At 64.3% G+C, this 13566-nt stretch carries 9 protein-coding genes; 6 read left to right on the top strand and 3 right to left on the bottom strand.

All coding sequences use genetic code 11. The annotated features are described in order from the left end of the window. Window positions 1-28: 28 nt before the first annotated feature. Complete coding sequence (locus ACN9MO_RS28970) at window positions 29-1054, bottom strand: ABC transporter substrate-binding protein (RefSeq protein ID WP_112996797.1); 1026 nt, start codon at window positions 1052-1054, stop codon at window positions 29-31. A gap of 448 nt (window positions 1055-1502) precedes the next feature. On the opposite strand from ACN9MO_RS28970, the gene ACN9MO_RS28965 reads away from it, so the two are divergent. The 6 genes from ACN9MO_RS28965 to ACN9MO_RS28940 all read left to right on the top strand — a co-directional run bounded on the left by ACN9MO_RS28965 (window position 1503) and on the right by ACN9MO_RS28940 (window position 7670). Continuing rightward, window positions 1503-2321 carry a DUF3100 domain-containing protein gene (locus ACN9MO_RS28965; RefSeq protein ID WP_425987247.1) on the top strand — a complete coding sequence of 273 codons (819 nt, stop codon included), beginning with the start codon at window positions 1503-1505 and terminating at the stop codon, window positions 2319-2321. 14 nt (window positions 2322-2335) lie between these two features. After that, complete coding sequence (locus ACN9MO_RS28960; protein WP_113398605.1) at window positions 2336-2851, top strand: hypothetical protein; 516 nt, start codon at window positions 2336-2338, stop codon at window positions 2849-2851. 74 nt (window positions 2852-2925) lie between these two features. Next, the gene (locus tag ACN9MO_RS28955; protein WP_425987245.1) at window positions 2926-4083 is read left to right on the top strand and encodes a M20 aminoacylase family protein; all 1158 of its coding nucleotides are present in this window, start codon (window positions 2926-2928) and stop codon (window positions 4081-4083) included. Between the two features lie 24 nt (window positions 4084-4107). Next, window positions 4108-5025, top strand: a complete 918-nt coding sequence (locus tag ACN9MO_RS28950) for a LysR family transcriptional regulator (RefSeq protein ID WP_425987243.1) — start codon at window positions 4108-4110, stop codon at window positions 5023-5025. Window positions 5026-5235: 210 nt separating this feature from the next. Then, window positions 5236-6117 (top strand): NAD(P)-dependent oxidoreductase, encoded by an 882-nt coding sequence (locus tag ACN9MO_RS28945; protein ID WP_425987241.1) that lies wholly within the window; start codon window positions 5236-5238, stop codon window positions 6115-6117. 11 nt (window positions 6118-6128) lie between these two features. Beyond that, window positions 6129-7670: an aldehyde dehydrogenase family protein gene (locus ACN9MO_RS28940; RefSeq protein WP_425987239.1), complete on the top strand. Its 1542-nt coding sequence runs from the start codon at window positions 6129-6131 to the stop codon at window positions 7668-7670. Window positions 7671-7741: 71 nt separating this feature from the next. On the opposite strand, the gene ACN9MO_RS28935 is transcribed toward ACN9MO_RS28940, so the two are convergent. Further along, window positions 7742-9643, bottom strand: a complete 1902-nt coding sequence (locus ACN9MO_RS28935; RefSeq protein ID WP_112996831.1) for a methyl-accepting chemotaxis protein — start codon at window positions 9641-9643, stop codon at window positions 7742-7744. Between the two features lie 285 nt (window positions 9644-9928). After that, on the bottom strand, window positions 9929-13549 hold the full coding sequence (locus tag ACN9MO_RS28930) for a hydantoinase B/oxoprolinase family protein (RefSeq protein WP_425987236.1): 3621 nt from the start codon (window positions 13547-13549) through the stop codon (window positions 9929-9931). Between the last annotated feature and the right edge of the window lie 17 nt (window positions 13550-13566).

Raw genomic sequence — 13566 nt, 5'->3', positions numbered from 1 at the left:
GATGCGAGCTGCCCGGCGAAATCAGAGCTTACTTGAACAACGCCGTCGCGTCGTCGATCGAAAGCGCGTTGGTGTAGGAGTAATAACCCGGCTTGCCGTCGAGCTGCTTGGCCGCGTCCGCGAGGTTCTTGGAGTCGATGAACGGGATCGGCAGATAGATGGCGTTCTTGTACTGCCCCGCCGTTGCCGGCTCCTTCAGTTCCTTGCCCTGCAGCATCAGCACCGCGACGTTGAGCGCGCTCGCCATGACGCCGGGCGGGTTGACGGTTGCGCCGGAGTTCAGCTTGTCCTTCACCCAGAGGTCGATGAAGTCCTTGCGGATTTCGCCGGTGGCGGCGATCTGGCTGGTCTTGCCGGCGTCCATGATCGACTTCCAGGCGCCGGCCGCCATGCCGTCCTGCACGACGACACCGTTGATGTCGGGATAGGTCGCAAGGATGTTCTGCATCGCCTGCTGGCCTTGCGCCTGATCCCAGTTGGCGTTGACCTCGTTGACCACCTGGATATCCGGAAAGTCCTTGAAGACACTCTTGTAGCCGGCAACGCGCATCTCATTGGCGGGATGACCGGCGACGCCGTTGATCGCGACCACCTTGCCCTTGCCGCCGAGCGTATCGGCGAGCCACTTGGCGCCCGCCGCGCCCCAGGCCGTCTGGTCGATGCCGACATAGGTCGCATCCGGCGAAGACACTTCGGCGTCCGTCGCGATCACCAGGATGCCGGCTTCCTTCGCCTGGGCGAAGATCGGATCGAAGGCGGTCGGGCTGTTGGGGTTGATGATGATGGCGTTCACGCCCTCGGCGATGAAGTTGCGCACATGCGCAATCTGCCCGGGCACGTCGACATTGGCGCTCTGGACCGAGACTTCGACGTCGACGCCCTTTTCCTTCCACTTCGCCGCGGCCTCCTTGGCCTCGTCGATCATCTGCGTGCGCCATTCGCTGCCGACCCAACCGTTGGACAGGCCGATCTTGAAGGTCTCGGCATTGGCGAAAGAAGCGGAAATGGCAATGGTTGCGACAGCGCCAAGCGCTGCGGCGATAAATTTCTTCATAAGATCCTCCCAAATCTTGCGAAACTTATGAAGCCAGAAAATGTAATCGATTTCAATGGGGGTTTTTAGGGATTTTTGCGGGGCTTTCAATTTCAACGGCGAACCAGGCCCTGGAGCGATTGATAGCGGCAAGGGCCAAAAACCCGCCTCCCCCGAAGTGGTGCGAGCGGGTGGGAATAGCGCTTGGCTCCCCCTTCCCGCTGTGCAACAGCTGGGGCAGAGGCGACGACGATTCGTCGTGACGCCAGCTGGAATGAAATGCAGGAATGAAGCCATGACATGAAGGCGCTGCGGGACTGATCCCGATTGCCGCCGGGGCGACGGCCGGCCGTTGCTCAAATCGCAACACTTCGTTGCTTGCCGGCCGGCTAGCCGCAATTTGCCCTCTCCCCCTACTGTGAACGCTGGGCAAAGAACAACAACTGGCTCCCAACCAGAGGAGAACATCATGACCGGAAAAACCGGAGCCGCCTCGGGCGCGCTCTATCTGCACATCCTTGTGCTGGCGATCGTCATCGTCTCCGAGCTGATCGGCATTCAACGCCTTCCGATCGGCATCGGCACCGTCATCTTCCTGCCGATCCTCTACGCCTTTGCGCTCGGAATCCTCGTCAATCCCGCCATTTTCAAGGCCAGCGCCAGGTTCCTGTCGCGCGATGCGGTCAAGCTTTCCGGCGCGATGATCACCGTCGCCATCATGCCGTTCATCGCCAAGTTCGGAACGACCGTCGGCCCGCAGATCTCCAAGATCATCGAGGCCGGCCCGGCGCTGGTGCTCCAGGAGCTCGGCAATCTCGGCACGATTCTCGTCGCCTTCCCGGTCGCGGTATTCCTGCTCAAGATGGGCCGCGAGGCCGTCGGCGCGACCTATTCGATCGACCGTGAACCGAACCTCGCGCTGATCGCCGACAAGTACGGCCTGAATTCGCCGGAAGGTGCGGGCGCCATGGGCGTCTATGCCACGGGTACGCTGATCGGCACCTTTGTCTTTGCCATCATGCCGCCGATCGTCCACGGCCTTGGCATCTTCGACGTGCGCGCACTCGCCATGTCCTGCGGCGTCGGCTCCGGCTCGATGCTGGCGGCCTGCACCGGCGGCCTCGTGGCTGCTGTGCCCGACCAGAAAGACATCATTCTCGCGCTTGCCGCCGCCAGCAACATCCTGACCTATGCCACCGGGCTTTATGTCGGCATGTTCGTCGCGCTGCCCTTGACCGAGTGGCTCTACAACAAGGCTCGGCCGTCCGAGCGTCGCGCTCAAGCCTGATCGGGAGAGATATCATGGCCAACCAGACCAACACCTCCGCCAACTACGCCGACGATCTCCCGCTTAACGCCGAAGACGAGCGCAAGATCGATGTCGTCGGCCATGCCGGCCTGCTTTTGATCGCCTGCGCCATCGGGCTTATCGCCAATTGGGTCGGCACCGGCACCTCGCCGCTGACGGCGCTGCCAGGCATGGCAACGCTCTACGTCGCCTGCATCGTCGGCCTGGCGCTCGCCCGCTTTGTGCCCTTCTACCTGCCTGGTGTCGCCTGGGTGTCGCTGATCGCGATCCTCATCACCATCCCCGGCGTCCCGGGTGCGGCCTGGGTCAGCGAAAAGGTCGAGCACCTGAACTTCCTCGCGCTGGCAACGCCGGCGCTTGCCTATGGTGGCCTTGCGCTGACCGCGAGCGAATTCGCGATCGCCCGCCGCTCGGGCTGGAAGATCGTCATCGTCGCGATCTGCGTGATGGTCGGAACTTACATGGGCTCGGTCGTCGTCGCCGATCTGTTCCTGCGCCTCGGGCAATAGCCGAGACCCTCACACAAGGATTGGCCGGCCCACGCAGGCCGGTCGATCATCCCTCCATCGATAGGATGCACGCCATGACCCGCCACGACATCAGCCCCGAGCGCATTGAGGAAACGATCCGCTGGCGTCATCACCTGCATGCCTATCCGGAACTGGCCTTCGAGGAGCGGCAGACCGCCGCCTTCATCGCTGGCCGGTTGGCCGAATGGGGCATCACGGTGAAGGACGGCTATGGCGGCACCGGCCTTGTCGGCACGCTCAAGCGCGGCACGTCGAGCCGCAGCATCGCCATCCGCGCCGACATGGACGCGCTGCCGATCATAGAGACGAGCGGCGTTGCCTATGCCTCGAAAACGCAGGGAAAGATGCATGCCTGTGGCCATGACGGCCATGTCGCAATGCTGCTTGCCGCCGCCCGGCAGGCGAGCGAAATGGACTTCGACGGCACGGTTCACTTCATCTTCCAGCCGGCCGAAGAAGCCGAAGGCGGCGCGCGAGTCATGGTCGCCGACGGGCTCTTCCGCGATTTTCCGGCCGATGCCGTTTATGCGCTGCACAATTGGCCGGCATTGGACGTCGGCTCGGTGGTCGCCCGCGACGATGCGATGATGGCCGCCTTCGGCGTCTTCGAAATCACCGTCACCGGCCGCGGCGCCCATGGCGCCATGCCGCACGAGGGCGCCGACCCGTTGGTCGCAGCCGCCCAGATCGTCACGGCACTGCAGACGATCGCCAGCCGCAACATCTCGCCGCTCGACGCTGCCGTTGTCTCGGTGACGCAGATCCATGGCGGCGACGCATGGAACGTGATCCCGGAGAAAGCAGTGATCCGCGGCACCACGCGCTGGTTCGACAAATTGGTCGGCGACACGCTGGAAAGCCGCATGCGCGCGCTCGTCACGGCGCTTGCCGAAGGCCTCGGCTGCAAGGCGGAGCTCGATTATCAGCGGCGTTATCCCGCCACAATCAACGACCCGGCTGCTGCCGCCCTGGTGCGCGCCGTTGCCGCTGAGGGCCCTGCCTTGACCGTCGTCGACGCACCGCCGAGCATGGCGGCTGAAGATTTTGCCTTCATGCTCGACGAGCGCCCCGGCTGCTATCTCTGGCTCGGCGCCCGGCGCGAGGGCGCCAATCCCGGGCTGCACTCGCCGCAGTACGATTTCAACGACGCGATCATCGGTCACGGCGTAAACCTCTGGACACGCCTGATCGCGACATCGCTTGGTCGTTGACCCCAAGGAGATTCCATCGCATCCATGACCGCCATGGACGTACTCGACGCGAAAGCGCTCAGGATCTTTATGGCGGTTGCGCGCATCGGCTCGATCCGGGGTGCTGCGGAGCATATGGGGCTGGCACCATCCGTCGTCAGCCGGCAGATCGCCGACACCGAGCGCGACATCGGCCTTTCGCTGTTCGAGCGCACCGCCCGCGGCACGGTCTTGACCGATGCCGGCGAACTGGTGCTCGAACACGGCAAGCGCGTACTCGAAGACAACGGACTGCTCGCCGAGCAACTCGACCAGATCCGCGGCGTGCAGCAGACCCGCATCCGTATTCGCTGCGGCGAGGGCTTCATGGCCGATCTGGTGGAAACCGGGCTTTCCTCGTTCTCCAGGGCGCACTCCTACGTGCGCTACATCGTCGAACTCGGCAGCACCGAAGACGTCGTCGACGCCATCGCCAACAGCGATGCCGATATCGGCATCGCCTACACCCCTTTCACCGATCCACGCATCCGAGCGCTGGCGATCGCCCGCCAGCCACTCTGCGTCATCGTGCCAACCGGTCACCCGCTGTCGGAACGCCGCGACCTGAAGCTCGCCGATTGCCTGACCTCGCCCTGCGCCCTGCTCGGCAAGGGCAACGGCGTGACGCAACTGGTGGCACGCGTGGCGGCCGACGCCGGGCTGGCGCTGGCGCCGCTGCTCGAAACCCATTCGATCGAGGTGCTCCGCCGCTTCGTTGCCGCCGGCCTCGGCGTCACCTTCCTGCCACGTACGGCCGTCGCCGGTGAAATTGCGCGTGGCGCCATGCAGGCCCTCGACCTTGCCGATCCGCTCTTACGCGAGGCAAGCGCTCATCTCATGGTGCGCGCCCATCGCCGCCTGCCGCTCTCGGTCGAGAAGCTCGGCCAACATCTCGCGGAAGAAATGCAGTCGTTCCGCGGCTGACCATCGGCTCCCCGCCGCCCTCGCCCTTTCGTTGCGGCTGAACGACCGTCCACGGTCTCGGTAACCAGCGCGCCCTCTCGGCGCTGCTGGACAACGCCGCAGACGTTGCCACGCCAGCAACGCATTGTACCGGGCGCGCCGTCTACCCGCTCACCAGCCCGCATGCCACCTTCGCCCGATCATCAAGATCATACGAGGGTACAGCGGATCATGACGGCGGAACGAACGATAGTTGGCGTGGTGGGATTGGGGGCCATGGGGATCGGCATGGCGACCACGCTTGCCCGAGAGGGTTTTGCGGTCAAAGGTTTCGACCTTTCGGAAGCGCGGCGCGCGCTTGCTGCCGAAGGCGGCGTTTCCCCCGTCGCCTCGCTCGCCGAGGTGTTTTTCGACACCGGTTTCATCGTCTTCTCGCTGCCGACCGCCAAGGATGTCGCCGCCGTCGTCGAGGCCAATATCGAGGCGCTGAAAACGGCCGGCAGCCGCGTCGTGATCATCGACACCTCGACATCGGAGCCAGACGTCTCGCGCGATCTCGCAGCAGCCTTGGTCGGCCTCGGCCACGGCTTTATCGATGCGCCCGTCTCGGGCGGACCGGCGGGTGCTGCAAGCGGCAAGCTGACGATGATGATCGGCGGCAGCGATGCGGACGTCGCCCTTGCCGGCCCCGTCATCGACGCGATGTCGGCCAAGGCGCTGCATGTCGGTCCGAGCGGCGCCGGCAACGTCGCCAAGCTCGTCAACAACCTGCTCGCCGCCGCCCATATGGTGACGACGGGCGAAGGCCTGAAGCTGGCGCTTGCCGCCGGGCTTGACCCGGAAGCGGCGCTGAAAGTGCTGAACGCCGCCTCCGGCAAGTCGATGATCAGCGAGGTGCATTTTCCGACCTGGGTGATGAACGGCCGCTTCGACAGCGGCTTCACCATGGGGCTGATGCGCAAGGATGTGCGGCTTGCGAGCGAACTTGCGGCGCGCACCGGCGCCGATCTGCCGCTCTCTGCCTCTGTCGCCAAGCTCTGGGCCGAAAGCCCGCTCGACAATGCCGAAGACTTCACCCGCATGGGTGCCTTCCGCCCCGCCAACGACAACTGAAGGGAACGACGATGAACGACATGACCATGCCCGCCAAGGCCGAGCGCATCCGCGCCCTCTTCCACGGTATCATTCCCGGCGCCGAAATCGGCAGCTATGTCGACGGCGCGCTGGTGCCCGGCTCGGGCGACGAGCAGAAGCTGACCGATCCGGCGACCGGCGAAGTCTTTGTCACCTTCAAGGACGCCGGAAGCGACGTCGTCGATGCGGCGATGCAGGCAGCCGCGCGCGCCCAGCGCGAGTGGATCGCGATGACCGCCTCGGCCCGCGGTCGGGTGATGAACGAGATTGCCCGCAAGATCCGCGAGCGCGCCGGCGAGATCGCCGAACTCGAAAGCCGTTCGGCCGGCCGGCCGATCCGCGACATCCGCGGCGAAGCCGTCCGGGTCGCCGAGATGTTCGAATATTATGCCGGCTGGTGCGACAAGCTGCATGGTGAGGTCATTCCGGTTCCGACCTCGCACTTGAACTATACCCGCAACGAGCCGGTCGGCGTCGTCGCGCAGATCACCCCCTGGAACGCGCCGCTCTTTACCGGCGGCTGGCAAATCGCACCCGCCATCTGCGCCGGTAACGGCGTCGTCATCAAGCCTTCGGAACTGACGCCGCTCAGCACACTGGTGCTGGGCGCGCTCTGCGAAGCCGGCGGTGCGCCGCGCGGCCTCGTCAATGTCATTGCCGGCCAGGGCGTCACGGCGGGCCAGGCGATGGTCGCCCATCCGAAGACAGCACTCGTCGTCTTCGTCGGCTCGGCGCTGGCCGGTTCAGCCATTGCGGCGGCCGCGGCAAGGAACGTCGTGCCCTGCATCCTCGAACTCGGCGGCAAGTCCGGCAACATCGTCTTTGCCGATGCCGATATCGACCGTGCCATCGTCGGCGCGCAGTCGGCAATCTTCTCCGGCGCCGGCCAGAGCTGCGTTGCCGGCTCGCGGCTGCTCGTCCACCGCTCGGTGCACCAGCAGTTCGTCGAGCGCTATGCCGAGGCCGCCGCGCGCATCCCGGTCGGCGATCCCTATCTCGATACGACGCAGATCGGCCCGATCAACAATGCCCGTCAGTGGGCGAAGATCGAGGAAATGGTCAAGCAGGGCGTGGCGGAAGGCGCCACGCTTGCGACCGGCGGCGCCAAGCCTTCAGCGCTTCAAGCCTCCGGCGGCTTCTATTTCGCCCCGACCATTCTCGACAACGTCAAACCGGACATGACGATCGCCCGTGAGGAGGTTTTCGGCCCCGTCGTCGGTGTCACCGTCTTCGACGATGAAGAAGAGGCAATCACGCTCGCCAACGACAATCCCTACGGCCTCGCCGGTGCCGTGTGGACCCGCGACGTCGGGCGTGCCCATCGCGTCGCCTCCAAGGTGCGTGCAGGTACGTTCTGGATCAACGGCTACAAGACGATCAGCGTCATGTCGCCCTTCGGCGGCTTTGGCCGCTCCGGTTACGGCCGTTCTTCCGGGCGCGATGCGCTGATGGCCTATACGCAAACGAAAAGCGTCTGGGTCGAGACCGCGGAACATCCGGCCGTCGTCTTCGGCTATTCGCCGGAAGCTTGATCGATACGCACCTGAAACGAGAAAGGGCCGGCATTTGTCGGCCCGTTCCCGTTTATTTTCCCGACTCTCGATCAGGCCGCCCGGCTCCAGCTGTCGCGTGCACCCTGCGCTTCGAGCTTGAACTTCGCCAGCATCGTGCGGAGCTGGCGGCTCTCTTCGGCCAGCGTGCCGCTTGCCGCCGTAGTCTCTTCCACCATCGCCGCATTCTGCTGGGTCATCTGGTCCATGTGGTTGACCGAGGTGTTGATCTCCTGCAGTGCCGTTGCCTGCTCGCGCGCCGCCGTCGCGATCGTGTTGACGTGGCCGCTGACATTGTTGACCAGCGTCTCGATCTCCAGCAGAGCCTCACCGGTGGAGCGCACCAGCGCCACGCCGTTTTCGACTTCCGACGCCGAGCTGTGGATCAACGTCTTGATCTCCTTGGCGGCATTGGCTGAACGCTGGGCGAGTTCGCGCACTTCCTGGGCGACGACGGCGAAACCACGACCGGCCTCCCCCGCACGCGCCGCTTCGACGCCGGCGTTCAGCGCCAGAAGGTTGGTCTGGAAGGCGATCTCGTCGATCACCGAGATGATCTGGTTGATGCGGTTGGACGAATCCTCGATCCGGCCCATGGCATCGACCGCGCTGCGCACGATCGCGCCGGATCGGCCGGCACTGTCCTTGGTGGCGCGCACCATCTCGTGCGCCTCGTTCGCCCGCTCGGAAGCGGTGCGCACGGTCGAGGTGATCTCGTCGAGAGCGGCTGCGGTCTCTTCGAGCGCTGCTGCCTGCTGTTCGGTGCGCTTCGACAGGTCGTTGGCGGCTGAGCTCAGTTCGGCGGAATTGTCGTTGATGGTGCTTGCCGCGGTGCGAACGTTCTGCATGGTCGAGCGCAGCGTCACCATCGTCTGGTTGACGTTCGTCTGCAGTTCGGCGAATGCGCCGTGGAATTCGCCGCGCATGGTCTGCGTCAGGTCGGCATCGGCGAGTGCCGCGATCACCCGGCGGACTTCGTTGACCGTCTGGTCGACGCTCGACACGAGCTCGTTGACGCTCGATGCGAAGCGGTTGAGGTCGTCGTTTTCATAGTCCTTGGTGATGCGGCCAGTGAAATCACCGGCAACGGCCGAGGCAACCACGACGCTGATGTTCGACTGCAGGTCGCTGCTGCGGGCATGCAGCGCCGCTTCCTGTGCCTTCATCGTGCGCATGGCGATGCCGTTCTTGCGGAAGACTTCGACGGCACGGGCCATCTCGCCGATCTCGTCCTGGCGGGAAACGTCGGTACCGTTGCCGTCAAGCTTGCCGTCGGCAAGTTCGCTCATGGTCGAGGTCAGTTCGCGCACCGGCATCACGATGCCGCGACGGGCAACGACGAGGCTGACGCCGACGCCGAAGAGGACACAGGCTGCAGCGGCGGCTGCCAGAATGGTCATTGCGACCGAGGACGAATTGAGCGCTTCGGAACGGGCGGCGGCGAGTGCGTCGCCGGAATAGGTGCTGTAGGTCTTGACCGTCGCCGTTACCGTTTTCTGGGCTTCGAGCGCCTTGTCGAGCGCAGCCTTGACGGCGCCAGCGTCTGTGCCCTTGTCGGCGGCAACCGCGATCATCGCGCGGATCTCGTCGAAATAGCTGTTAAGCGTGATGCGGATGTCGTTCAGCAGCTTGTCTTCCGCATCGTCGGCAACCGCCTCGATCTTTGTCAGACGGCCGAGCATTTCCCCGGCGCGCTTCTCGGTTTCCTGGCCGAAATCGGCAGCTTTCTCGGGAGCGGCAGCAAGCTGGTAGGTCATGCGGCTGATGGCGATGATGTCGACGCGCAGGTCCATCGCCTCGCGTGCGGCCTCTTCGCGCGCGCCGACGTCGATGATCGTCGCGCCGAGAGAGGAAAGACCGCGCGCACCGGCAAGAGCGATCAGAATGGAAGATATGCCCATGACCACGACCACAAGGCCGACCTTGGTCAAAATCGAAAGGTTCTTGAACGTCACTGCCGTGACTCCTGTGATGTCGCGATCGCGTTGTTGGGAGGACATGGTCAGCCATACCGGCGGGAAGAGGACCGGCTGTTTGCTGCGCCTTTAAGGGAGGAACGAGGGCGCGCACTGACCGATAAGTACTTAGTAATTTTGAATTTAAATTCGGGTTAAAAAAGCGATCGCAGCTTTTCGCAGTGCAGCGAAAAATGAAGACGGGAGCGAAAACAAAAAACGGGCGGACGATCGCTCGCCCGCCCGCAGACCACCGCAGCAGTCTTGGGAGATCTTGTTTTAAGCCTACGACCGGCCGTAGCCGCCGCCGGTCGGCGTTACCACGGTAAAGGCTTCACCGGCTTCGAGAACCGTGTGGGCGCAGCCCGACAGTTCTTCCGTCCGGCCGTCGTTGCGGCGTACCAGGTTGCGGCCAAGCTCGCCCGGGCTGCCGCCCTTGATGCCGAAGGGGGCTACACGGCGATGGCCGGAGAGGATGGCGAAATCCAGTTTCTCGCGAGCGCGGATCGTGCGTTCGGTACCGTTGCCGGCGTTCCATTGGCCACGGCCGCCCGAGCCGACACGAATATGGAAATCTTCGAGCACGACCGGGAAGCGGGTTTCGAGGATTTCCGGGTCGGTGAGGCGCGAATTGGTCATGTGGGTATGGACCGCATCGGCGCCGTTGTAACCGGGACCGGCCGGCGCACCGGAGCAGATCGTCTCGTAATACTGGTAGTTCTGGTTGCCGAAGGTCAGATTGTTCATCGTGCCTTGCGCGCCCGCCTGACTCTGAACGGCGCCGAACAGGCAGTTCGTCACGGCCTGGCTGACCTCGACGTTGCCGGCAACGACCGCAGCCGGATAGCGCGGCGTTAGCATCGTTCCCTCTGGAATGACGATGTGGATCGGACGCAGGCACCCGGCATTCATCGGGATGTCCGCCTCGACCAGTACACGGAAGACATAAAGCACTGCGGCGCGGGTGACCGGCGCCGGGGCGTTGAAATTGTCACCGCGTTGCTCGGACGTCCCCGTGAAATCGACGGTCGCCTCGCGCTTGTCGCGATCGACGGTGATCTTGACCACGATGCTGCAGCCCTGGTCCATCTCGTAGGAGAATTCACCATCGGGCAGCTGATCGAGGACGCGGCGCACGCTCTCGGCGGCATTGTCCTGAACATGGCCCATATAGGCCTCGACCACGTCCTCGCCGAACTGGGCGATCATCTTCTTGAGTTCGGCGACGCCCTTTTCGTTGGCCGCGACCTGCGCCTTCAGATCGTTGACGTTCTGCAGGATGTTGCGCACCGGATAGCGCGCGCCATTGAGCAGCGTCTCGAGTTCTGCCTCGCAGAAGCGGCCGGCATCGATGAGCTTGAAGTTGTCGATATAGACGCCTTCCTCCTCGATATTGGTGGCCAACGGCGACATCGAGCCCGGCGAAATGCCGCCGATATCGGCGTGATGGCCGCGGCTGGCGACCCAGAAACGGATCTCCTTGCCGGCATCGTCGAAGACCGGCGTGCAGACGGTAAGGTCAGGCAGGTGTGTGCCGCCGTTATAGGGCGCGTTGATCAGGAACACGTCGCCCGGCTGGATCACCGGATTCTCGCGGATCGCGGTCGCGACCGAGGCATCCATGGAGCCGAGATGCACCGGCATATGCGGCGCGTTGGCAACGAGATTGCCGCGGTTGTCGAAGACGGCGCAGGAGAAATCGAGCCGTTCCTTGATGTTCACCGAATAGGCGGTGTTCTGCAGCGTCACACCCATCTGCTCGGCGATCGACATGAACAGGTTGTTGAAGATCTCCAGCATGACCGGATCGGCATGGGTGCCGATCGCGCTCTGCTGCTGCAACGCCTTCACGCGGCGAAGCACGATGTGGTCCTTGGCCGTCAGTTCCGCCTGCCAGCCATCCTCGACGACGATGGTCTGGTTCGGTTCGATGATGATCGCCGGACCGTCGAGCCGCTGGCCGGGCGCGATCTCGGCGCGCAGCAGGACGGGCGCGTCGTGGAACTGGCCCTGCGAATAGAAGCGCGTGCTGCGGACGATATCCGGCGTTCCCTTAGTGACCGCCCCACCCTCGCGCTCCATCTGGGCAGCACCGCCACCGACCGTCTCGACCTCGACGGCGTCGATGACCAGCGCCTTGTTCTCGGCGACGAAGCCGAAGCGGCGCTTGTGCAACTCTTCGAACTCGGCGCGCAGGCGGGCGATGTCGTCATGATCCGGGAAGGTCGCGTCGACCGCGAGCACCGTATCGGTGCCGGCGTAACGGATATGGGCGCGCAGATGCGTGCGGATCTCGTCGCGGGCGATACCCTGCGCGTCGAGTTCGGCAAGGCATTCGACCTCGAGCTCGGCGCCAAGGGTGCTGAGCGCTACCGGCGCCTTGTCGTCAAGCGCCACGCCGAGCGCCTTCTGGCGCGTCGAACGAATATCGGCGAGCCCCATGCCATAGGCCGAAAGCAGACCGGACATCGGGTGCACGAGAATGCTCTTCATGCCGAGCTGATCGGCAACGAGGCAAGCATGCTGCCCACCGGCGCCGCCGAAGCAGCTTAGCGCATAGCGCGTCACGTCATAGCCACGCTGGACGGAAATCTTTTTGATCGCCTCGACCATGTTGGCAACCGCGATGCGGATAAAGCCGTCGGCTACATCCTCCGGGCTACGGCCGTCGCCGATCTCGCCGGCCATCGTTGAAAAGCGCCCGCGCACGGTCTCGACATCGAGGCGTTCGTCCTGGTTCGGGCCGAAGAGCGCCGGGAAGAATTCCGGCAGCAGCTTGCCGAGCATCACATTGGCATCGGTAACCGCGAGCGGGCCGCCGTTTCGGTAGCAGGCAGGACCCGGATTGGCGCCGGCCGAATCCGGCCCAACGCGGAAGCGCTCGCCGTCGAAATGCAGGATCGAGCCGCCGCCGGCGGCAACCGTATGGATCAGCATCATCGGCGCACGCACGCGCACGCCGGCGACCTCGGTCTCAAACGCACGTTCATATTCGCCGTCGAAATGGGCGACGTCGGTCGAGGTGCCACCCATGTCGAAGCCGATGACGCGATCAAAACCGGCAGCTTCGCCGGTTTTTGCGAGCCCGACGACGCCGCCCGCCGGACCGGAAAGGATTGCATCCTTGCCCTGGAACATTTCAGCCGCAGTCAGGCCGCCGGAAGACATCATGAACATGACGCGCGCGCCGGTGCGGGCGACGTCGAGTTCGCCCGAGACCTGGGCGACGTAGCGGCGGAGAACCGGTGACAGATAGGCATCGATGACGGTGGTGTCGCCGCGCCCGACATATTTGATCAGCGGCGAGACTTCGTGGCTGACCGAGACCTGCTCGAAGCCGAGTTCGCGGGCAATTCGGGCAACGACCGCCTCATGCTCGGGATATTTGTAGGCGTGCATGAAAACGATGGCGACGGCCTTGTAGCCCTTGCCCTTCAGGTCTTCGAGTGCCGCGCGCGCCTTCGCCTCATCGAGCGGCGTCTCGACTGTTCCGTCGGCCAGCACGCGTTCGTCGAGCTCGACGATGTCCTGATAGAGCGCTTCCGGCTTGATGATCTCGGTTGCGAAGATCTTCTTGCGCTCCTGGTAGCCGATCTTCAGAGCGTCGCGGAAACCCTTGGTGGTCACGAGCGCCAGCGGCTCGCCCTTGCGTTCGAGCAGTGCATTGGTGGCAACGGTCGTGCCCATGCGCACTTCGCCGATGAGACCGGTCGGGATCGCGGCACCGGTCGCAAGGCCGAGATGCAGGCGAATGCCCTGCACTGCGGCGTCGCGATAGGCTTCCGGATTTTCCGAAAGCACCTTGCGCGCATGCAGCACCCCTTGCGGATCGCGGCCGATGACATCGGTGAAGGTGCCGCCGCGGTCGACCCAGAAGTCCCAACTGCCGGTTTCGCGTGCGCTCATTGTCCATCCCTCTCGTT

Origin of the sequence: Ensifer sp. R-19 (assembly GCF_049905105.1) — a bacterium.
GTDB lineage: Bacteria > Pseudomonadota > Alphaproteobacteria > Rhizobiales > Rhizobiaceae > Ensifer.
Note: the sequence above shows the minus strand (reverse complement) of the source record. Positions and strands in the feature narration are given on the sequence as shown.

Excerpts from the sequence above, each read along its gene's own strand:
- ACN9MO_RS28970 (WP_112996797.1), bottom strand. The coding sequence starts at position 1,054 with ATGAAGAAATTTATCGCCGCAGCGCTTGGCGCTGTCGCAACCATTGCC.
- ACN9MO_RS28945 (WP_425987241.1), top strand. The coding sequence starts at position 5,236 with ATGACGGCGGAACGAACGATAGTTGGCGTGGTGGGATTGGGGGCCATG.
- ACN9MO_RS28960 (WP_113398605.1), top strand. The coding sequence starts at position 2,336 with ATGGCCAACCAGACCAACACCTCCGCCAACTACGCCGACGATCTCCCG.
- ACN9MO_RS28930 (WP_425987236.1), bottom strand. The coding sequence starts at position 13,549 with ATGAGCGCACGCGAAACCGGCAGTTGGGACTTCTGGGTCGACCGCGGC.
- ACN9MO_RS28965 (WP_425987247.1), top strand. The coding sequence starts at position 1,503 with ATGACCGGAAAAACCGGAGCCGCCTCGGGCGCGCTCTATCTGCACATC.
- ACN9MO_RS28940 (WP_425987239.1), top strand. The coding sequence starts at position 6,129 with ATGAACGACATGACCATGCCCGCCAAGGCCGAGCGCATCCGCGCCCTC.
- ACN9MO_RS28950 (WP_425987243.1), top strand. The coding sequence starts at position 4,108 with ATGACCGCCATGGACGTACTCGACGCGAAAGCGCTCAGGATCTTTATG.
- ACN9MO_RS28955 (WP_425987245.1), top strand. The coding sequence starts at position 2,926 with ATGACCCGCCACGACATCAGCCCCGAGCGCATTGAGGAAACGATCCGC.